This window comes from Rhodococcus sp. NPDC056960 (genome assembly GCF_042674125.1).
Taxonomy (GTDB): Bacteria; Actinomycetota; Actinomycetes; order Mycobacteriales; family Mycobacteriaceae; genus Rhodococcus_F.
In genome coordinates this window covers 22609-43050 of the sequence record NZ_JBHURF010000039.1, presented here as the reverse complement: position 1 = coordinate 43050, position 20442 = coordinate 22609, and the positions used below count along the sequence as shown (strand labels likewise).

Genomic DNA, 20442 nt, shown 5'->3' with positions numbered 1-20442 from the left:
CTCACCCCTCGATTCTGCCGCTGAGACCGGTAGCGAGGTGGTCGACGAGTTCGCGAATGCGGCGAGGGACCTGGGCGGTAGCCGAGTACAGCGCATGAACGTCCGCGGCCGGAGTGGGAATGTGGGGCAGCACCTGCACGAGGGTGCCGTCCCGAAGCAGTGGGGCGACGTGCCAGATCGAGCGCATGATCACACCGTGTCCCTCCACGCACCACTGGGTCACCGCGTCGCCGTCGTTGCACAGCAGATTCCCGGACACCCGGATCGCGGTCTCGTCGTGATCTGCGCCGAACCGCCACAGCGCGTAATCACCTTCGTTCTCCCGGATCACGATGCAGTTGTGATGTTCGAGATCCTTTGGTTCAAGCGGAATTCCGCAGCGTTCAAGGTATTCGGGTGCCGCGCAGACGACGCGCCGGTTCCGGCACAGCCGTTTGGCGGTCAACCTCGAATCCTGCAGCGACCCGACCCGGATACCGATGTCGAAGGTGGTGCCGGCGATGTTGAGCGGGAGAGGAGAGAGGTCGAGCTCGATGTTCAGGCGAGGATGCTTGTCGAGGAACTGGGCAACCAGCGGCGCGATGTGCGCCCTGCCCAGTCCCAGCGTCGCGTGGATACGCACCCGGCCGACGAGCTCGGCGTGCGCCTCGGAGATCGACTCCTCGAGTTCGGTCAGCTCCGCCGCAATGACCGCCGCCCCGGCCGCGTACCGCTCACCTTCCGAGGTCAGCGTCAGCCGGCGGGTGGTCCGCTGGATGAGGCGGACCCCGAGACGGCCTTCGATCCGACTGAGCCGCTTGCTGACGGAGGAGACCGACACACCGAATTCGCGGGCGGCCTCGGTCAGACTCGACGCTCTCGCGACGACGTCGAAGAACAGGGCATCGTCTGCCGATGCATCACTCATGGGCTGCTGATTCTTTCGTTTCAGGAAAAACTGTCTTGCGTCTTCCCGGCTTTCTGGGTCGATTGTTGCTAGATACGCTGTGTTCAGGCCCACAGTAGTCGGCGAATCGGTGCTCCAGTCACCGATTTCCTCACCCCTTCGGGGAGAGCCAGCGTTCACAGCTTTGTAGAGAGTAGGTACACCATGGGTGCAACACATCGGATCGCGGTCATCCCCGGCGACGGCATCGGCACGGAGGTGGTGCCCGAAGGCCTGCAGGTCCTCGAGGCCGCGGCGGCGGCATTCGACTTCCGGCTCGACTACGAGCAATTCGACTACGCCAGCGCCGACTACTACACCAAGACCGGCCAGATGCTGCCCGACGGCTGGTTCGACCAGCTCAACCGCTTCGACTCCATATTCTTCGGCGCGGTCGGCTGGCCCGAGGTGGTCCCCGACCACATCTCCCTGTGGGGCAGCCTGCTGCGGTTCCGCCGCCACTTCGACCAGTACGTGAGCCTGCGCCCGGTCAAACTCATGCCCGGCATCACCAGTCCGCTCGCCGGCCGTGAACCCGGTGACGTCGACTTCTACGTCGTGCGGGAAAACACCGAGGGCGAGTACTCGAGCATCGGCGGCAAGATCTTCGAGGGCACCGACCGCGAAACCGTCATCCAGGAAACGGTCATGACCCGCACCGGAGTGGACCGGATCCTCAAGTACGCCTTCGACCTCGCCCAGTCCCGGCCGAAGAAGCACCTGACGTCGGCGACGAAGAGCAACGGCATCTCGATTTCGATGCCGTACTGGGACCAGCGCGTCGAGGCGATGGCCGAGAACTTCGCGGACGTCGCGGTGGACAAGTACCACATCGACATTCTGACCGCGAACTTCGTGCTGCACCCGGACTGGTTCGACGTCGTCGTCGCCAGCAACCTGTTCGGCGACATCCTCTCCGACCTCGGCCCGGCCTGCACCGGCACCATCGGCATCGCGCCGAGCGGAAACATCAACCCCGAGCGCACGTTTCCGAGCCTGTTCGAACCGGTGCACGGTTCGGCCCCCGACATCGCCGGCAAGGGCATCGCCAACCCGATCGGCCAGATCTGGAGTGCGAGCATGATGCTCGAGCACCTCGGCGAACCCGAATCGGCCGCCGCGATCATGACCGCCGTCGAGGACGTCTTGGCCGCCGGTGGGGACGCGCTCACCCCCGACATGGGTGGTACCGCCACCACCAAGACTCTCGGCGACGCGATCTGCCGACAATTCGAGACCAACACCAGCCTCGCGCTGGTTCGTTCCTGACCAGCGCCCCCGCCGGGTACCGACCCGGCCGACCTGTTCCGGTCGGCATCCGGCTCCGATTCAGCATCGCTGTACCACGTCAGCATTCTCCCGACCTCGTCGCCGATACCTCCGGCGGTGCACTCCCGGGAGCGGGTCGCCGAGCGTGACGACTCCGCTCCCCCACTTGCGGCTAGCGAGGCCGCCACACCCCCGAAGGGGAATCCCATGAGCGTCACGACTCCACCCGACAAGACTTCGACGAAACTCACCGCGCCCCTGCGCCGCGCCAGTCTCGACGGCGTGCCACTGATCATTCCCATCGCACTGACCGCCATCGTGATGGTGGCGGGCCTGTTCGACTCCATCCCGAAGAACATGATCGGCGGCCTCGCCGTCATCGTCGGATTGGGAATGCTGCTCGGACCGTTGGGGAATCGGCTGCCGATCGTCACCAAAATCGGCGGCGGCGCACTCGTGTGCCTGATGACCCCCTCGATCCTGGTCTACTTCGGAATCTTCAACGACAACACCCTCGACGCGGTGCACTCGCTGATGAAGGAAGCGAACTTCCTGTATTTCGTCATCTGCACGCTGGTGGTCGGCAGCATCCTGGGCATGAGCCGCAAGGTCATGATCGGCGGCCTGATCAAGATCTTCCCGCCGCTGGTCGTCGGCACCGCTGTGGCCGTCTCGGTCGGCATCGGTGTCGCCATGGCCTTTGGCTACGACTTTCACCGGGCCCTGTTCTTCATCGTCGTGCCCATCCTCGGCGGCGGCATCGGCGAGGGCGTCATCCCGCTCTCCTCGGCATACGCCTCCGCGCTGGGCGGCGAATCCGGCGACTATATCGCCCAACTGATTCCCGCCGCGATCATCGGCAACATCGCGGCCATCATCAGCGCCGGCGTCCTGCGCCGGATCGGCGACCGCAAACCGCACCTCGACGGCGGTGGACAGCTCGTCAAGACCGGCGACACCGACGACCTGCTGACGGCTGAGGACGACGCGGACGTTCGGGAGTCGAGCACCTCACCCAACTACGCGATGGGCGTGCTGACGATCTGCAGCCTGTTCGTGCTGGGCACCCTCCTCGAGCACGTGGTCCACCTGCCGGCACCGGTCCTGGTCATCCTCATCTCGGTGATCTGCAAGCTGTTCAACGTCTTCCCGCAGAGTGTCGAAGACAGCGCCCGCGGCGTCTACAAGATCATCTCCGGATACTTCATCTACCCGGTCATGATCGGACTCGGCATGCTCTACGTGCCGCTGAACAACGTCATCGACGTCATCTCCCTCGGATACGTGATCACCTGCACCGCCGTGGTGCTCTCGATGGTGCTGGTCGGGTTCTTCGTCGGCAAGGCGATCGGCATGTACCCGGTGGACGCCTCGCTGGTGACCGTCTGCCACAGCGGCCTCGGCGGAACCGGCGACGTCGCGATCCTCTCCGCATCGAACCGCATGAACCTCATGCCCTTCGCACAGATCTCGACCCGGCTCGGCGGTGTCACCACAGTCATCTCCGCCGCCTCCCTCATCCGTGTCCTCGGATAACACCGGGCATCGTTCACTCCAAGCAGGAAGACGTCGGCCGTGCGGGTTCTGGGTACTCCCCACAAGTTCAAGGGAATCCTGTCAGTCGCCGACCGTCTCGCCGAGGGCGTCGATGCCCTGGCCGCGAGGTGACGCGGGTTCTTCCTCTCCTAGATCTGTTGCACCGCGGTGCAGCATGAGAAAGAGAAAGCGGACCCCGAATGAGTGTTAGTCATCATTCGGGTCTCCGACGTCATCGAGAATCGCCAACAGTGCAGCAAGCAGTGTGGCCGCCTCGATTCAATGCCATGAAGATGTCCCTCACGCGTTCGAGCTGGGCAAAGCGTGGCGGCGGGCAATGATGCAGCGGTCGTAGTACCCGAAGTCGAGCTCGACTTTCGCGATCTCGACCGACGTCTCCGACGGCGTATTCGCCGTGTCGGGTCGTGACTGCTGCCGCTGCGCACCGGCGCCTGTCCGCTCAGTTGGGCTCGGACCAGCGCCGCGACCAAGCACGTGCACACCCGTATGCACGCGCGAGTGCACACGGGTCACTCACACCTCCCCGCCCACCAGAACCCGCAATGCGCGCGCGATCGGCCCAACCCGGCGCTGCGACCCGCTACCGTTTTCGGGTATGGGGACCGCCTTCCACGGGCCGAGTCCGTGGCCGCACATCACCCGCGCCATCCGCACGCGCGGACCCCGCCGCGCCGCGATCGCCCATCTCGGCCAGGACGCACCCACCCTGCTGCCTTTGCGGGCCGGGGACGTTCTCGTCGTCAACGCCTCCCGCGCCGCCGTCCGGGCGCACGCCACCTCCCCGGTCGCGCTCGCACACTATCTGGACGCCGGGGTGCGGGTGCTGTCGTCACCGAACCTGCACGCGAACGTCATCGTCACCGACCGGCGGGCGGTCATCGGCTCCGCAAACGCCTCGCACAGTTCCACCCTGGCCGAGGAAGCCGTGGTCATCACCGACGACCCCGACATCGTCGCCGCCGCGGGGGCGTTCATCGACGGGCTCGAGGTGATCACCGAGGTCGATCAGACGTTCCTCGACAACGCCACCGCGCAGTGGCAGATCGGTCGGGCGGTACCCCTACCCGGGGTCACCAGCCGCGGGCGCGGCGACCCCGGGTTCCTGCCCGCGACGATCCCCCGGATGTTTGTGCGGCACATCGTCGATTACGATCCCGGGCCTGCCGAATACCATGCCTGGGCCAGCGAGGCCCGCCGCGGCCCGGCCGGGCCGGCGACGAAGTATCAGCTCGAATGGTTCCGACACGACAGATCCGACAGCCGGCTCGAACGGGGTGACGTTCTGCTGTTCGTCACCGCCGACAATCAGTGGCTCTACGCGCCGGCGGTCGTGGATTCCGAGGCGATCGCGATCCTCCACGCCCACGGCGCCGTCGGTCACCTGCTGCGCTCCCGAGTCGACCTTGCGCCGATCCCGGTGCCGGACGCCGAACACACTCTCGCCGGCCTCGGTCACCCCCATCCCCGGCTCCGGGTCGATCACCGCATCGCCTCCCCCAGCCTGCGGACAGCGTTGCTCGGGCTCTGGAACCTCTGAACCACCGCGGCCGCTACCGGCGTCTACCAGCGGTAACGACACGTCCCCTCGGGATCAGAGCGCGCCGACATCGCCGGTCGCGCCGCCCGGCACCCACTCCGGCTCACTGTCGGCGGGTTACGTCAGGCCCAGGACGCGGGACCGTGCCTCCACGTAGCGGGCCAGCAGATCGAGCATCTCCGGGTCCGGGTGCGCGAGCTCGGGCAGGTCCTTCGCGCCGATGATCGACCGGTCGACGGCGGCGACCTGCCGGCGGCACTCGCCGACCGCCTCCGCTGTCATGGTGTCGGTGTCGAGTCGGTCGGTGAGGTACCGAATCGACTTCTCCAGGCCCAGACCCGGATTGCGGGTGCCGCTGTCTGCCCTACGGGCTTCGGCCATCGTCCACCACCCGTCCAGCTCGGTCAGCACCGTGGGATCGGCGACCGCGATCCACAAGGCCCGGTCGATCGACTGCGGATCGGTGATGTCGATCTCGTCCACACCTGCTGTACGGGTGAGGAACTGACCCAGCTGATGGATGGCGAGATCGTCGCCGCGGCTCCACCCGTACAACACCATCACATGCGCCTTGCTCGCCGTGGCCAGCTCCCCCATCACACCTGTTCCCTCCCTGCAGACCGACAGTTCTTCCGGTACATCCTCACAGCCCGGCAACCGTCCCGGTGTTCCGCGTCGGATCCCGCGGATCCGCGAGTCAGGCTGTGCGGCTTCAGGTGTGGGTGACCGCGCACATCGGGCACCACGTACGCTCCCCGACGATCCACCCGTTCGTCTCCGCTACGGCCACCGCCCGCGCACGACTGTCGACGGCCGCGACGGTGAAGGTGTGCTCGCACAGATCGCACCGCACCGTCCACCCACGCCTGGCTGTGGATCGCATCAACGTATGAACAGTCATGTTGTCCCCCGACTTCGACTCTGTGTCCCCAAGCATGGCACAACCCCTCCGGGAGTGGTGGCCCACGCAGGCCAGGTCCCCGGTCGCCACACCCAAGTGGGCGTGTCATCTACGCAGGTCAAGACATATTTTTGGTGTGTCAGGACTCGACCGGGACCAGGCGGTCCAGCTGGGCGTGGAAAGGGTAAGTCCCTGGGGCGCCGAGAACCGACTCGATCAGAGCTTCGTCGCCGTCGATGCTCGTGGGTCGTGAACACCGAGGTGCCCTCGGCGTGAACCTTGACCTTGTCGCCGATCTCCACAAGCGTGCGAGTTCCGGGATTCTCGGTCATATGCAACCCATGACTTATACGGGGTTCGGTGTACAAGCTGCCGATATCCGTCGGGTTCTCGCGATGCCCGACTCTCGCCATGGTGTCGAAGTCGGTGGGCTTTGTAGATGGGTGCGCGTCCCGAGCAGTAATCCCTGTCGATGGAATTTCGACAGTTCCGAGGATGCCGAGCGACGTCTGACCCTGGGTTGTGTGCGAGGCGGACGATCTGTTCTACACCGCAGCGTCCGCGACGGTGCTTCCCGTGTTTGCGCGGTGGTGGTGTGCCAGCTCGAGTGCGCCGATCGCGGCGCCTTCGAGTGGTGCGGTCCGGCCGAGCGGGCTCATGGTCACCTGAACGTCGGTGAGTGCGGTGTCCTCGATGCGGCGGCGAAGCCCCTCGGTGATGCGGGCCATTTCCGACAGGGGGCCGCCGATGACGATGCGGCCGGGTTCGATGGCGGTGGTGACGTTGACGATGGTGTGCGCGAGGTCGTCGAGGATCGCATCGGAGGCGTGGTCGGGTGCCTCGGAGTCGAGCAGGGCTCGCGCGCGGTCGAGGTCGATCGATCGCCCGTCGGGGGTGCCGATGGGCGAATGGCCGAGTCGACTCATCAGGGTCTCTCCGGACGACATTCGCAGGAAGGCGATTTCGCCTGCGGTTCCCCCGGCGCCGCGGTGCAGGCCACCGGAGAGGAAGAGCCCGGCACCGACACCGGCGCCGGCGCCGAGGTAGACGTAGAGGAAGTTGTCCGCGTTCGCCATCGAACCGGTTCGGCTTTCGGCGATGGTCGCCCAGTTGACGTCGTTGTCGATGATCAGCGGTTCGGTGGTGCCGATCTGTAGTGCCGGGGCGAAGTCGGGCACCGTCCCGGTGAACGGGCGTCGGGTAGTTGCCGGACGGTGTGGGTGCGGGGGTCGATGGGGGCGGCGACCGAGAGCGCGGTGGCCAGGCGGGGGGTGCCGACGTCGGCGGTGCACTGGGCGATGAGAGCGCGGGCGTCGGCGATGGCGGCCGGCAGGTTTTCGTCGTCGGCGTCGATCTGCCGTTCGCACACCGCCTGCCCTTTGTGGTCGAGGGCCTTGATCGCGACGTGGCCGCGTTCGAGAACGATTCCCAGGGTGTGACCGTGGTGCGGGTTGACGTCGTAGAGCACCGCGGCGCGGCCCCGCGTGCCGGTGGCGGTCTGCCCGACCTCGACGATCAGATGCCGACCACGAGAATGCGCTTTGCTGCTATGAAATTGGCTCGCTGTTTCGTAGTGCAATCCAGTTACTCGGCGTCACCGTTCTCTATCCGGGTAATCAGTTCACGCTGCTCTTCACGGATCATCGTCGACACAGCAAGGAACGCACGGACTATCGGCGTGGGTTGCCCGCGCCATCCCACGCAGAGCGTAGATCCGGGTACTCGATCGATCTTCCGATACACCAGCGACGCTCGGTGCGCGAAGCGGTCCGTGCTGGGAACAGACACCGACAACGTCAGACCCGCCGCTACGTTGTCCAACTCCTCGTCCATTGTCGCGGTTTCCCTACTGATGCGCGGTAGTTGTTCCTCGTCCAAACCGAGATCTCGTAGCGTCCAGAATGCGCGCCAACGCGCGTCATCTGTACGGGGCGCTGAAATTACCTGATCCTGTAGATCAGACACGGCTATGTAGTCCCGGGCCGCAAGGGGGTGCGAACCGGTCATCCCGATTGCGAGCGGTTCGGTGAATAAGACCTCGGTGCCCAAATCTGTCAGATCGATAGGAAGCCGCAAGAACGCCACATCTGTCTCTCCAGACCGGAGACCACATGAAGGATCTGTGAGGTCGTAGCTTCTGATCTGCGGGCTGACGGAGGGGTGCCGCGTTCTAAATTCAGAGATGATCAACGGTGTCAGCTCCAGTGCTGACGCAGCGAAAAATCCGATGCGCAACACGCCGGACATTCTGGAGTGCGCTCGGTGGGCGTCCGCAACACCGGCGTCCAGAACCACCAGCGCTTCACGCGCCGAACGAAGGAAGGCCCTTCCGGCGTCCGTCAGCTCAACTGCCCTAGTCGTTCGAGTGAGTAACGGTACACCCACATCATGCTCGAGTTCGGTGATGCTGCGACTCAAGCCTTGCTGTGAGACATAAAGACTTTCCGCCGCACGGGTGAAGTGAAGGGTCTCGGCGACTGCCACGAAATGACGCAAACGGCGTGTATGAAGGTCCACTAAACTCGCTCTCGCTACTCACTGGTTAACGCTACCCATCATGAACCGCCGTCGCCTCATTCACAACAGAACAGCGTTAAAACTACCTAAACTGTTGTTTCCCTCATCATGAACCCCTACGGCACACTCGCAAACGAATGTGATGCGCGTCTCTGCACATCCACCGTTGCGACTGTGAAGGAGCGAGTGTCCATTGAGCGCGTTTGCTGCAGTTCGGGGTTGACCGAGTAGCTACACCTCTCATCGATCCGGTATGTCGATGCAGGCCGACGGTGCGGCTCACGAATTTACTGTGACTCATCTTCCAGTCCGCCTGAGTTATTCGCAAAGCGGCGGAGCACATCTTCGTCTGGCCGACTGCCACAACCAACTCGAACAACTACATCCAACTCTCGCATCGGACCAATCGGCGAGATCGACCACGTCAGGTAGGTATCATGTCTCAACAATCATCCTCCAGCTCAGCCGTCGGTGTCCCTGATGGCACCACACCGGCATCAATTGGTCAGGGCATCGGGGTCCGAGGCGTCGTATTTCTAGTAGCCGCCGGCGCTGCACCGCTGGCCGCCGCCGTAGCAGTGTTTCCTGTTGTCGTCAGTGCCAGCGAAAGTCCAGTGCCACCGCTGTTCTTCGTTGTTGCGGCGCTGGCTCTGGCCCTGTTTGCCATCGGTTTCACGCGAATGGCCCATGAAGTCACCAACGCCAACGCGTTCTACGACTTTATCCGCGCGGGCTTGGGCCACGTCTTCGGGCGCGGGGCAGCCACACTTGCACTGGTGTCGTACGCACTCTTGTTCGTCGCGCTAGTCGGATACCTGGGCGCTTCCACCGCGAGCGCAGTCCAGTACTTCACCGGTGCCGCAATCCCATGGTGGGTGTGGAGCACCGCCTGGCTGCTTGTCACGGGTGCATTGGCCTATCGTGACATCGCTTTGAGTGCCAGAGTTCTCGGCGTATCTCTGGTGCTGGAAGTCGCGATCATGCTTCTACTTGACTTCCTCATGGTCATCCGTGGCGGACCTGATGGGACGACTGCATCACCCTTGAACCCGCTGCACTTCACCGACGGAACGCCCTCGCTCGGTCTGATGTTCGCCTTCTTCGGATTCGTCGGTTTCGAGGCCACTGTCATCTTCCGAAGCGAGGCACACGATCCACAACGAACAGTCCCCCGGGCGACATACGTATCCATCTCCGCGATCGGACTGTTCTATGCGTTCAGCCTCTTTGCAGTCGCAGTCGGTGCCGGGCCCAACAATCTCGTCGCGAAGGCAACCGAATCCCCGCAGACCCTGGTCACTGAACTCGCTGGGACATTCTTGGGGGTTCTCGGACAGGACGCTGTTCAGATACTTGTGCTGGTGAGCCTGTTCGGATGCTTCTTGACCTTCCACAACGTGCTCGCCCGATTTACATTCAATTTCGGTGCGGCGGGCCTATTTCCTACAACATTGGGTCAGGCTCACCACCGGCACCACGCACCGTCGCGTGCATCGCTGGTCGTCACCGCCTACGGCCTGCTCGCAATAACAGGATCCGTTGCGCTCGGATTGGATCCTGTGCTGGACGTCTACACGTGGTTTTCCGGCGTAGCCACGTTGGGAATCATCGTACTGATGGCTTTGACCTCGTTGGCCGTCATTGTCTTCTTCCGCGGACACCAACGAGGATCCTGGCTCACCACGTTCGTGGCACCAATCGTTTCGCTGGTGGCATTTGGAGGACTGGTGTTTCTGGTGGGGAAAAACTTCCCGCTTCTGGTCGGCGGCGACGGAGTAGCCGTGGCCCTGATCGCCGTCCTGGCCGTTGCCCTGGCGGCTGGCGTATCGAGTGCGTTAATCGATAGGAGACCGGTGAACGATCTCTGAAGAACGTGGTTCCGAGATGCTGAGCTCTCACCCGCGCAGGTGTCAGGACGGCCAAGAACTATACCCGTTCGCTGAACATCAAGGCCGATACTGAGGACGCGAAGTGAGTAGCCCACATCGATTGACTAACTACTTATGGCTTAGCGCTTGCAGCTTATATGTACTGACGCAGCGCATTTGCGCGTCTCGGCAACCTGCCTCACCCTCCGACGCTGACTCGACCATTTTCCGGAGTGTCTGCGATCAAACGGAACCGCATACCCGGCAGACTTTCGCGAATGTCAGCGGACACGGATACCGTCACACGGACACGTCATCGAGTGCGGTGTCGACTCACAACTATAATGAGTGAATCCGAAAGGACTAGTTGTTTCTCTACTCGCCGATAATTCGGCAGAATCTCAGAGAACAAGCGGTTGTGATGCGGGCCCTACGAGATGACATTGCGTCCGGTGGAGCATTTCGCCACATCAAGGGCCGATTCCGCACGCCCACGCATCGAGGCCGCGCACCGATGAGCCTCCCATTTCTACAGAAAGCAAAACATCATGTCCGGACAATTGTTCAATAGGAATGTCGTCCTCACCGGGGTTGCCGATCCCCAGGGTATCGGCTTCGGAACCGCCCGAGTGTTGGCCCAGAAGGGTGCTGCGCTGACCCTTGTCGATATCTCCGAACAGGTTCACGAGCGACGCGATGATCTCGAACGGGAGGGTTTCGACGTCCGCTCCAACACCGTGGATCTGACGAACCACCAGAGTGTAGTTGCCCTGTTCGACCAGGTCGTCGAGAACGTCGGTGCCATCGACGGATTGGTGAACCTTGCTGGAATCGCAGCCCGCGCCAAGGCGGGTGACGAAGTCGACTTCGACATGCCGCTACTTGCTACGACGACGATCGAATCGTGGGAGCGCACGATTGCTGTGAATCTCAACACTCAGTTCAACTGTGTGCGTGCGGTTTTGCCGCACATGATCGAGAAGAGGTACGGCCGAATTGTCAACTTCTCCTCCGTGACCGGTCCAATCGGCGCTCTCGCGGGGTTGGGAGCTTATGCAGCGGCCAAAGCAGGTGTTGTCGGTCTCACCAAGTCAATCGCCCTGGAGAACGGCCAATTCGGAATCACGGCAAACGCGATAGCGCCTGGCTACGTCGACACTGCAGCGTTGACGCCTGAGATGCAGATCGGTGGAGAGAACACACCGCTCCGGCGTAGCGGTGAACCTCGTGAAATTGGTGCACTCGTAGGGTTTCTCGCATCGGAAGAGTCCTCGTACGTGACCGCGCAACTCATCACGATCGACGGCGGAAACATGATTCAGGAATACAAGGGCCCCGGGGAACCGGTCCTGTAGAACGTCGGCTGCCATCTAACGCGTGACACCTATCGCCGCCTCCCTGCCAACGCACCAGTTCGCGCCATAGAAGTCGCGTTCACCGCTTCCGATTGGAGATAGACGTGCATAAGTTCTCTGCAGAGGTTGGGGACATGTCGACGCCCACGCTGGGACTGATAATCAATCCCGTGGCGGGGATGGGCGGCAGAGTGGGCCTGAAGGGCACCGACGGAGCCGACATACTCCGCGAGGCTCTCTCGCGTGGCGCCCAGCCCGCAGCGCAGGACCGAGCCCGACTCGCGTTGATCGAAATCACCGCTGCAATAACAGGTTTCCGGATTCTTACCGGACCTGGAGAAATGGGTGAAAGGGCCGCACGCGCAGCCGGTCTGACGCCGCACGTCGTGTACGAATTGTTGACTGATCGCTCGACTGCTGTCGACACTCACGTGGTTGCATCCATCATGGCAGCGTATCCGGTCGACATGATCTTGTTCGTGGGGGGCGATGGCACTGCGCGGGACATTCTGTTGGCCGTTGGCGATCGCGTCCCTTTAGTCGGAGTGCCCGCCGGCGTGAAGATGCATTCGGCAGTGTTCGGCACCAATCCAGCCAATGCTGGCCGCCTCACCGGCCTGTACCTGTCCCGCAGTTCACATGTCAGATTGCGCGAGGCAGAAATCATAGATCTCGACGAGGCGGCGATTCGCACCGACACGATGTCAGCGAGACTCTACGGGTATGCATGTAGCCCCTTCGAGCGTCATCTCGTCCAGAACGCCAAATCCGGTACTCGACCGGGCAGCGAACAGGACCTGGATGCCGCAGCGCACCAGCTTGCGCGCGAGATGCAGCCTGATTGCCTGTACATACTGGGGCCGGGGACGACCACCCAGCGTATAGCCCGCGCCTTGAAGCTGCCCTCCACGCTCTTGGGCGTGGATGCTGTACTGGACGGAACAGTGATAGGTAGCGATGTAGACGAAGAGACTTTGCTTCGACTGATGAGCGGTCGACAGGCGCGGATAGTGGTCGGCGTTCTGGGTGGGCAGGGCAGTCTCTTCGGGCGCGGCAACCAGCAAATCAGTGCGCAGGTGATTCGCGCAGCAGGAATCGATAACCTCATTGTGCTTTCGTCCATCGACAAACTCATCGCACTAGGCAGTGCGCCGCTTCGTGTCGACACCGGCGATGCTCAGCTGGACGAAATGCTGGCGGGACATATCCGTATTCGAACAGGTCATGATCACAGCGTGGTCCACAAAGTCGCTTGACGAGAAATCAAACCGGCCAGGTAGAGCAAAAGGACATATCAATGAGCAATAAAACAGCGCATCCGTACATGGCGAATTCAGTCGACGAGCTACAGCAGGAAATGCTCGATGAGATAGGCGTTGGCACGATCGCGGAGCTCTTCGAGCAGATCCCCTCCGACCATCGAACGACCCGCCCGCTCGAGCTGCCCCCGGTCTTGAGCGAGGCCGAACTGCGACGGCATCTTGTAAAGACTCTCGCGAAGAACCGTACAACCGAGCAGAACCTAAGTTTTCTCGGAGCCGGTATGTGGCAGCATCATGTCCCAGCTGCGTGCGACGAGGTGGTACGCCGCAACGAGTGGCTCACCTCGGTTTTCGGCGAGCCGAGCTCCGATCACGGTCGCAACCAGACCTGGTTCGAGTTCTGCAGCCAATTGGCTGAGTTGTTGAAGCTCGATCTGGTGGGACTTCCGGTCCGAAGTTGGGGTTCGGCAGCGGGCCATGCCTTGAGGATGGCCGCCCGCATCACCGATCGCACGGAAGTCGCAGTCGTGCGCGCGATCGACCCCGAGCGGTTGTCGGTTATCCGAAACTATCTCGAACCAACCGAGATGGAAAGCCACATCACGGTCCGTTTGGTCGACTACGACCCCATCAGTGGATTGATCGATTTGGACGACCTTCGAGCGGCGGTAGGTCCGCACACAGCGGCGGTGTACTTCGAAACCCCCTCGTACTTAGGGGTAGTCGAGCAACAAGGGGCCGAGATTGCGGCGATTGCACGTGCCGCAGGTGCTGAAACGGTCGTCGGAATCGACCCCATTTCGTTGGGCGTACTATCGTCGCCCGTCGATTTCGGCGCGGACATCGTGGTGGGAACAATTCAGCCGCTGGGCATTCATATGCATACAGGCGGGGGAGTGGGAGGTTTCATAGCATCTCGCGACGAGGACCGCTACGCCCATCAGTACCCCACGCTGTTCATCAGCATTGCTGAAACGATCAAGCCTGGGGAATATGGCTTCGGACTGAGCTTGTTCGAGCAGTCCTCGTATGGGTTGCGCGACAAAGGAAACGACTGGACCGGTCATTCGGTCTACATGTGGGCCATCGCTGCAACGACATACATGGCGCTGATGGGGCCTCAGGGGTTCGAGGATGTCGGAGGGGCGATTCTCCAGCGCGCGCACTACGCGGCACAGTTGTTGTCGGACATCGACGGAGTCCGGGTCACTTTCCCGTCGGGTTTCTTCAAAGAATTCGTCGTCAACTTTGAAGGAACCGGACGATCCGTCGGTGAGATCAACGCAGCATTGTTGGATGTAGGAATCTTCGGTGGGAAAGACCTGACCGAAGACTTTCCCGAATTAGGGACCAGCGCACTCTACTGCGTCACCGAAGTACACACACAAGCTGACATCCACCGCCTGGTGGACGCTCTCAGAAAGGTGACCGCGAAATGAACACCAGCGTGAACGAAATTCAGGCCCCAGTCTGGAACGAACCGATCATCATGGAGATGGGCTACCCAGGCCGTCGAGGCGCGATAGTCCCCCGCACCGAAGACGACATCCAAGCACGGGTCGGTGCGCCGGCCGATCTGATCCCGCCGGCGATGCGTCGACGCGACCGTCCCGCGCTACCCGAGATGTCCGAGCCCGAGGTGCTCTACCACTACTTACGTTTGTCACAACAAACTCTGGGAATGATGGGAGTCAGCCTCTTCGGCACCTGCACGATGAAATACAATCCGCAGGTCAACGAGGCACTGGCCTGGCGGCCCGAGATCACCGAAGTGCACCCGCTACAGCACGAGGACACGCTGCAAGGAACCCTGGAGATCGTGCATGGAATGGATCTCATCCTGCGTGAACTCTCCGGAATGGACCAGTTCGTATTCCAGGCCGGCGGTGGCGCGGAAGCGGCGTTCGTCAACGCAACGGTCACCCGTGCGTACCATGCTTCCCGCGGCGAACTGGAACAACGGAACGAAGTCATCACAACCATTCAAACCCATCCTTGCAATGCTGCGACAGCTGCCGCCGCGGGGTTCAAAGTGATCACGTTGATGCTCGACGAGAACGGCTATCCATCTCTCGACGCGCTCAAAGCGGTTGTGTCCAACCGAACCGCCGCCTTGATGGTAGGCAATCCCGATGACATGGGCGTGTACAACCCAGAAATGAAGGAATGGGTGCGAATAGTCCACGAAGCTGGGGGGCTTTGTTTCTACGACAGCGCCAACTTCAACGGAACAATGTCAAAAATTCGACCCCGTGAAATCGGATTCGATGCATGTATGTTCATGCTTCACAAAACCTTTGGCGCACCGAAGAGTGGCGTGGGAGGACCTGCTACCGGCGCTTACGGTTGCTCGGCCGAGCTCGCACCGTTCCTACCTGCCCCACTCGTAAGTTTCGATGGTGAGCGATATCACCTCGACCATGACCGCCCGAACAGTGTCGGCAAGGTACGCGAATTCTGGGGCAACGTGCCAGTGATCTTAAAAGCCTACGCATGGGTACGGGCAATGGGAGCTGCAGGTATTGCTCAGGCGTCCGACATCTCCGTGCTGGCAAACAACTACATGGAAAAGGGCCTGCTGGCAATTCGGGGTGTGACTCGATCGCACCCCGACAGCACAAGCCCCCGCCTGGAGATGACCCGCTACAGCATGCAGACCCTGAAAGAAGAGACCGGAGTCGACGTGCACGATGTGCAGAACCGCATGACCGACTTTGGAATCGATGCAATGTGGACCAGTCATGAACCGTGGCTGATTCCCGAGCCCTTCACACCTGAAGCCGGCGAAATGTACGGCAAGGAATCCTTGGATCGATGGATCGCGGTACTCGCGCAGATTTCCGATGAGGCGTACTCCAACCCTGAGATTGTGAAGTCCGCGCCACACCGCCAAGCAATCCATCGGCTCAAGCCGGGCGTGACCGACGACCCCGGCACTCGCGCCATGACCTGGCGCGCTTACCAGCGATCGCGCGCACAGTCCCGTTCCTAGGCGCGATCCGAAAAGGTCCGACTATCGAGCGGTAGCAACGAATAGTGCGTCGCACGTCGAACACAAGATTGCCGTAGACGCCGTTCCAACCGATGTAGTCGACCGAAAACTCATGTGTTTTTGAAATCATAAAGACCGTATAAATAGAAGGAGCCGTTGTGACTGGACTGGACACGCCGTTAACGCCGTTGCAATTCCTCGAGCGTTCGGCTCAGGTTCACCCGAACAAGACCGCGATCGTGGATGGACAACGGCGCTTGTCTTACTCTGAATTGGCCTCTACGGTAACGCGACTTGCACACGGTCTCCGACGGTCAGGAGTCGGTTCCGGTGACCGCGTCGCCTACCTGGCAACCAACTCGGCCGAGTTGTTGGCGGCCCATTATGCGGTCCCACTCATAGGCGCAGCGCTGGTGGCAATCAATACACGCTTGTCGGCCCCGGAAATCGAGTACATATGCAACCACTCCGAGGCAGTTCTCCTTCTGGGCGAACCGGAGCTGCTTACACAGCTGCACGATGTATCGCTGACCACAGTTCGCGAATTGATACAACTGCCCCAGCAGGACGGTAGCTACACAGTCATCGAGCAGGCGCATGCCACATACGACGAACTCATGGCGCGCGGCACGGACGAGCCTTTGCCCTGGGGCGTGGATGACGAGACCCGGACGATCTCCATCAACTACACGTCCGGAACCACCGGCCGCCCGAAGGGGGTGATGTACACCCATCGCGGCGCGTACCTAAACTCGCTCAGTCAGATTCACCATCAACACTTCGACCTCGAGACCAAGTACCTGTGGACTTTGCCGATGTTCCACTGCAACGGCTGGTGCGGCCCCTGGGCTGTCACGGCTGCATGCGGAACGCATGTATGCATCCGCGCAGTTCGCGGCGACGCGATGTGGTCACTGATCGACAACGAGCAGATCGATCATATGAGCGGTGCTCCGACGGTGCTCACGACGCTCGCCACCGCCGACGCCGCGCATCCACTCGACCGCCGTATCACGATCACCACGGCAGGAGCTCCACCGAGCCCGACCACGATCCGGGCAGTCAGAGCCCTCGGTGCAGAGATCGTCCATGTCTACGGCCTCACAGAGACCTATGGCCCGTGTGCAGTATGTGAACCGCAGGCAGACTGGGCTGGGCTCGGCGAGGACATGCTGGCGACGCGGCTGGCACGGCAGGGGGTGGGAATGCTCGCCTCCGGCCCGGTCCGGGTGGTCCGCGCTCAACGCGGTGCACGCGGCGAACTGCTCGACGTCGCCAACGACGGTACCGAGATGGGTGAGATCGTCATGCGCGGAAACATCGTGATGAAAGGCTATTTCGGTGACGAAGCGGGCACAGCAGAAGCATTCTCGGGTGGCTGGTTCCACTCCGGTGACCTCGGAGTCATGCACCCCGACAGTTACGTACAGCTCATGGACCGCGCAAAGGACATCGTCATATCTGGTGGCGAAAACATCTCGACGATCGAGGTCGAGCAAGTCCTCATGTCGCATCCATCGGTGTTGGACGTAGCAGTGATCGGCGTCCCGGACGCGAAATGGGGAGAACGGCCCAAGGCATTCGTTGTCCTCAAGAGAGACGCCGGTATCTCCGACTCTGAACTCATGCAATTCGTACGAGATCGCATCGCCGCGTTCAAGGCGCCCCGGGAGTTCATGTTCCTGTCGGACCTACCCAAGACCTCGACCGGGAAGATCCGCAAGAACGAATTGCGTGACCGAGAATGGCACGGCGAACGCGAGCGCATCCGCGGCTAACCGGTCTGTCTGCATTCTGTACGGCCACCACCCCGACGGCTGCATTTCGATGTGGTCGTCGGCCAATCGGGTCCGGATCTACTCTGCCGCCGACCCCCAACCATCACATCGATTTGAGGAAGCGATATGACAGAGGATGCGGTTCGGCGGGTGCTCGCCACGATCGAACAGTCACGTGAACGAATTATCGACGACGTCATACGTTTGGTCGAGGTGCCCAGTGTGAATCCGAATTATCCAGGGGTTCGGTCCGATGACTATCTCGGTCAGGAATCCGCGGCAAATCTGTTGCTTCGGGACAGATTCGGCCATCTTTTCGACACATCTCAACTGGTCAAGAGCGAGGACAAGCGCGAGAATTTCGCCGGTGTCGTCAAGGGCGGTGGCACCGGTCGGTCCTTGTTGCTCAACGGACATATCGACGTAGTTCCGGCTGGGAATCTTGACACGTGGTCCGCTGACCCCTTCGCCGCACGTGAAGTTTCCGGCCGCATCCACGGTCGAGGGTCGAGCGACATGAAAAGTGGAGTCGTCGCTGCCTTCAGTGCGATCGAAGCTATCCGCACGTCGGGTATCGACCTCGCCGGCGACCTGGTTGTCCATTCGGTGGCGGGTGAAGAACTGGGTGAGCACGAAGTCGGGACAGGGTGCGTACTACAGCACGGATACACCGCGGACGCAGCGATCGTCGTCGAGCCATCTGCCAGCTTCGATACGCCACTGACTATCAACCCCACCGCTGCAAGCCTGTTGTGGGGTCGAGTTCGAGTCGATGGGCTCGCCGGGCATCCCGGACTTCGCCGCGAACTGGTACGCGCAGGCGGGGCCGGTGCACGTGCCGGCGTGAACGCGATCGACAAAGGTTACTTGGTCTTGCAAGCGCTGTACGGAATCGAAGAACAATGGGGTCTCAGCAAGCAACGCCCACTGTTCAAGCCGGGCCACTTCGTCGTCATGCCCGGTACGATTCACGGACGCGGAAAAGACATAGATATTCCGTTTGTATTCGCCGAATACTGCGAGATCGATTTCATCGTGTGGTTTCCGCCGGAGGAGGACTCGGACACTGTGAAACGCGAAATCGAGAACTTCGTCAATCACTGGGTCTCCCGGGACCCGTGGCTGGCTGAACACGCACCCACCTACGAATGGCCGGTCGAGTTTCCTGGGTTCAGCACCAGAGGTGACCACGAAATCGTGCACGCTCTTGGTAACGCTCACGAAGAGGGAACAGGCAACGTAGCGGTGATCGAAGCATTCCCCGCGGCCTGCGATGCGACATGGATAGCGCGAACGGACATACCTGTTGTCAACTACGGGCCGGGCCACTTGGCTAATGCTCACAAGCCGAACGAATACTGCGATCTCAACGAAATTATTTCTGCGACAGAAAGTTTGGCTCTCACTGCGCTCGACTGGTGCGGAGTGATGTGACAGCAGCGTTCAACCTTCCTTTGGCCAAGGAGGCATCAACTCGGCAAGTTGCGAACGCCGCACTGCCAATTTCTGCGATTGTTTCGAACGGAGCGTGACCAGAGCCTGCAGTTCGAGTGTCCTGGTAGCACAACCTCACCCTTCGACCAAGGGTCACGATGCCAACCCGCCGGGTACCCCCGAGCACACGCTGGCCAGCTCAAGCAAAGATGCGCCGAACAACACTCTCCAGTTGGGACCTCATACGCGGGGCCACCCTTTCTCATTGCACACGTTACGCAACGCACGTTCGCGTTCGACCGCAGAAGAGGACCGATAAAACCATGACCGATCGTGTTTCTGTTGGCGGTCTTCAGGTTCCCCGGGTTCTGTACGATTTCGTGCAGAACGAAGCGCTTCCGGGCACTGGCGTGGATCCGGAGAAGTTCTGGAGGGGCACTGAGGCCGTGATTACGGATCTGGCGCCGAAGAACAAGGCCCTGCTGGGCAGCATCGTCCGATGCGTTGCGCGGTGGGGAGCGGACCGTCCTTGACCGCGGCACCGACCTGACGCGCCGAAGCTCAGCAGCGATCAGATCGCACTCGCGCAACGCCTCTACGACGCCGGGGACCACCCCGTCGCACCTCGACCGCCGAAAGTCCATTATCACTCAAGAGTGATATCATCTAGGAATGATATTCTCCCGCGGTGGGGACGTGGACCGCAGAGGTGGGGCTGGTCGAACAGTGGCTGTTGGCACTGGATCAGTCGTCGTACGAGCAGGTGGTGGCCGCGCTCGAGTTACTTGCCGAGCGCGGACCGCAGCTCGGCCGACCTCAGGTCGACACGGTGAAGGCGTCGCGTCACAAGAACATGAAGGAGCTGCGGCCGGGGTTGAGTGGCCGCTCGGAGTTGCGGGTGCTGTTCGCGTTCGACCCCGGAACGGAAGGCGATCCTGCTGGTGGCCGGCAACAAGGCCGGACAGTGGAAGCGCTGGTACAAGGTCAACATCCCGATCGCCGACGACCGCTTCGCGGCCCATTTGGACGAGCTGGAAGGTAGGTGAA

15 protein-coding genes and 2 pseudogenes are annotated in these 20442 nt (G+C 61.7%); 12 read left to right on the top strand and 5 right to left on the bottom strand.

Annotated elements, in window-relative coordinates:
- Position 1 precedes the first annotated feature (1 nt).
- Positions 2-907: a LysR family transcriptional regulator gene (locus tag ACFTWF_RS40160; protein WP_378466644.1), complete on the bottom strand. Its 906-nt coding sequence runs from the start codon at positions 905-907 to the stop codon at positions 2-4.
- A gap of 183 nt (positions 908-1090) precedes the next feature.
- On the opposite strand from ACFTWF_RS40160, the gene ACFTWF_RS40155 reads away from it, so the two are divergent.
- The 3 genes from ACFTWF_RS40155 (at position 1091) to ACFTWF_RS40145 (ending at position 5288) form a co-directional block, all read left to right on the top strand.
- A complete protein-coding gene (locus ACFTWF_RS40155; RefSeq protein WP_378466643.1) occupies positions 1091-2194 on the top strand; it encodes a tartrate dehydrogenase in 1104 nt (367 codons plus the stop codon).
- Positions 2195-2401: 207 nt separating this feature from the next.
- Positions 2402-3730 carry a 2-hydroxycarboxylate transporter family protein gene (locus tag ACFTWF_RS40150; protein WP_378466642.1) on the top strand — a complete coding sequence of 443 codons (1329 nt, stop codon included), beginning with the start codon at positions 2402-2404 and terminating at the stop codon, positions 3728-3730.
- Positions 3731-4346: 616 nt separating this feature from the next.
- Positions 4347-5288: a phospholipase D family protein gene (locus tag ACFTWF_RS40145; protein ID WP_378466641.1), complete on the top strand. Its 942-nt coding sequence runs from the start codon at positions 4347-4349 to the stop codon at positions 5286-5288.
- A gap of 117 nt (positions 5289-5405) precedes the next feature.
- Here the strand turns inward: ACFTWF_RS40145 and ACFTWF_RS40140 are convergent, their stop codons facing one another.
- The 4 genes from ACFTWF_RS40140 to ACFTWF_RS40125 form a co-directional block, all read right to left on the bottom strand.
- On the bottom strand, positions 5406-5885 hold the full coding sequence (locus tag ACFTWF_RS40140; RefSeq protein WP_378466640.1) for a hypothetical protein: 480 nt from the start codon (positions 5883-5885) through the stop codon (positions 5406-5408).
- Positions 5886-6734: 849 nt separating this feature from the next.
- Positions 6735-7367 (bottom strand): ROK family protein, encoded by a 633-nt coding sequence (locus ACFTWF_RS40135; protein ID WP_378466639.1) that lies wholly within the window; start codon positions 7365-7367, stop codon positions 6735-6737.
- Positions 7319-7768 (bottom strand): hypothetical protein, encoded by a 450-nt coding sequence (locus ACFTWF_RS40130; RefSeq protein ID WP_378466638.1) that lies wholly within the window; start codon positions 7766-7768, stop codon positions 7319-7321. The genes ACFTWF_RS40135 and ACFTWF_RS40130 overlap by 49 nt, the downstream gene beginning before the upstream one ends.
- A 5-nt stretch (positions 7769-7773) precedes the next feature.
- Complete coding sequence (locus ACFTWF_RS40125) at positions 7774-8706, bottom strand: LysR substrate-binding domain-containing protein (RefSeq protein WP_378466637.1); 933 nt, start codon at positions 8704-8706, stop codon at positions 7774-7776.
- A 437-nt stretch (positions 8707-9143) separates the two neighbouring features.
- On the opposite strand from ACFTWF_RS40125, the gene ACFTWF_RS40120 reads away from it, so the two are divergent.
- The 9 genes and pseudogenes from ACFTWF_RS40120 to ACFTWF_RS40080 all read left to right on the top strand — a co-directional run bounded on the left by ACFTWF_RS40120 (position 9144) and on the right by ACFTWF_RS40080 (position 20441).
- Complete coding sequence (locus ACFTWF_RS40120) at positions 9144-10574, top strand: APC family permease (RefSeq protein ID WP_378466636.1); 1431 nt, start codon at positions 9144-9146, stop codon at positions 10572-10574.
- Positions 10575-11122: 548 nt separating this feature from the next.
- Positions 11123-11929 carry an SDR family oxidoreductase gene (locus ACFTWF_RS40115; RefSeq protein WP_378466635.1) on the top strand — a complete coding sequence of 269 codons (807 nt, stop codon included), beginning with the start codon at positions 11123-11125 and terminating at the stop codon, positions 11927-11929.
- Between the two features lie 134 nt (positions 11930-12063).
- Positions 12064-13185, top strand: a complete 1122-nt coding sequence (locus tag ACFTWF_RS40110; RefSeq protein WP_378466634.1) for an ATP-NAD kinase family protein — start codon at positions 12064-12066, stop codon at positions 13183-13185.
- Between the two features lie 41 nt (positions 13186-13226).
- Positions 13227-14630 (top strand): aminomethyl-transferring glycine dehydrogenase subunit GcvPA, encoded by a 1404-nt coding sequence (gene gcvPA / locus ACFTWF_RS40105; RefSeq protein ID WP_378466633.1) that lies wholly within the window; start codon positions 13227-13229, stop codon positions 14628-14630.
- Positions 14627-16183: an aminomethyl-transferring glycine dehydrogenase subunit GcvPB gene (gcvPB, locus tag ACFTWF_RS40100; protein WP_378466632.1), complete on the top strand. Its 1557-nt coding sequence runs from the start codon at positions 14627-14629 to the stop codon at positions 16181-16183. Before gcvPA ends, gcvPB begins: the two co-directional genes overlap by 4 nt.
- A gap of 158 nt (positions 16184-16341) precedes the next feature.
- Entirely contained in the window at positions 16342-17961 is a 1620-nt protein-coding gene (locus tag ACFTWF_RS40095) for an AMP-binding protein (RefSeq protein WP_378466631.1), read from the top strand.
- A 126-nt stretch (positions 17962-18087) separates the two neighbouring features.
- Positions 18088-19395, top strand: a complete 1308-nt coding sequence (locus ACFTWF_RS40090; RefSeq protein ID WP_378466630.1) for an ArgE/DapE family deacylase — start codon at positions 18088-18090, stop codon at positions 19393-19395.
- Between the two features lie 323 nt (positions 19396-19718).
- Positions 19719-19880, top strand: a pseudogene (locus tag ACFTWF_RS40085) (hypothetical protein); the annotation flags it as partial.
- 203 nt (positions 19881-20083) lie between these two features.
- Positions 20084-20441: pseudogene (locus ACFTWF_RS40080) on the top strand (type II toxin-antitoxin system RelE/ParE family toxin).
- Position 20442: the final 1 nt, after the last annotated feature.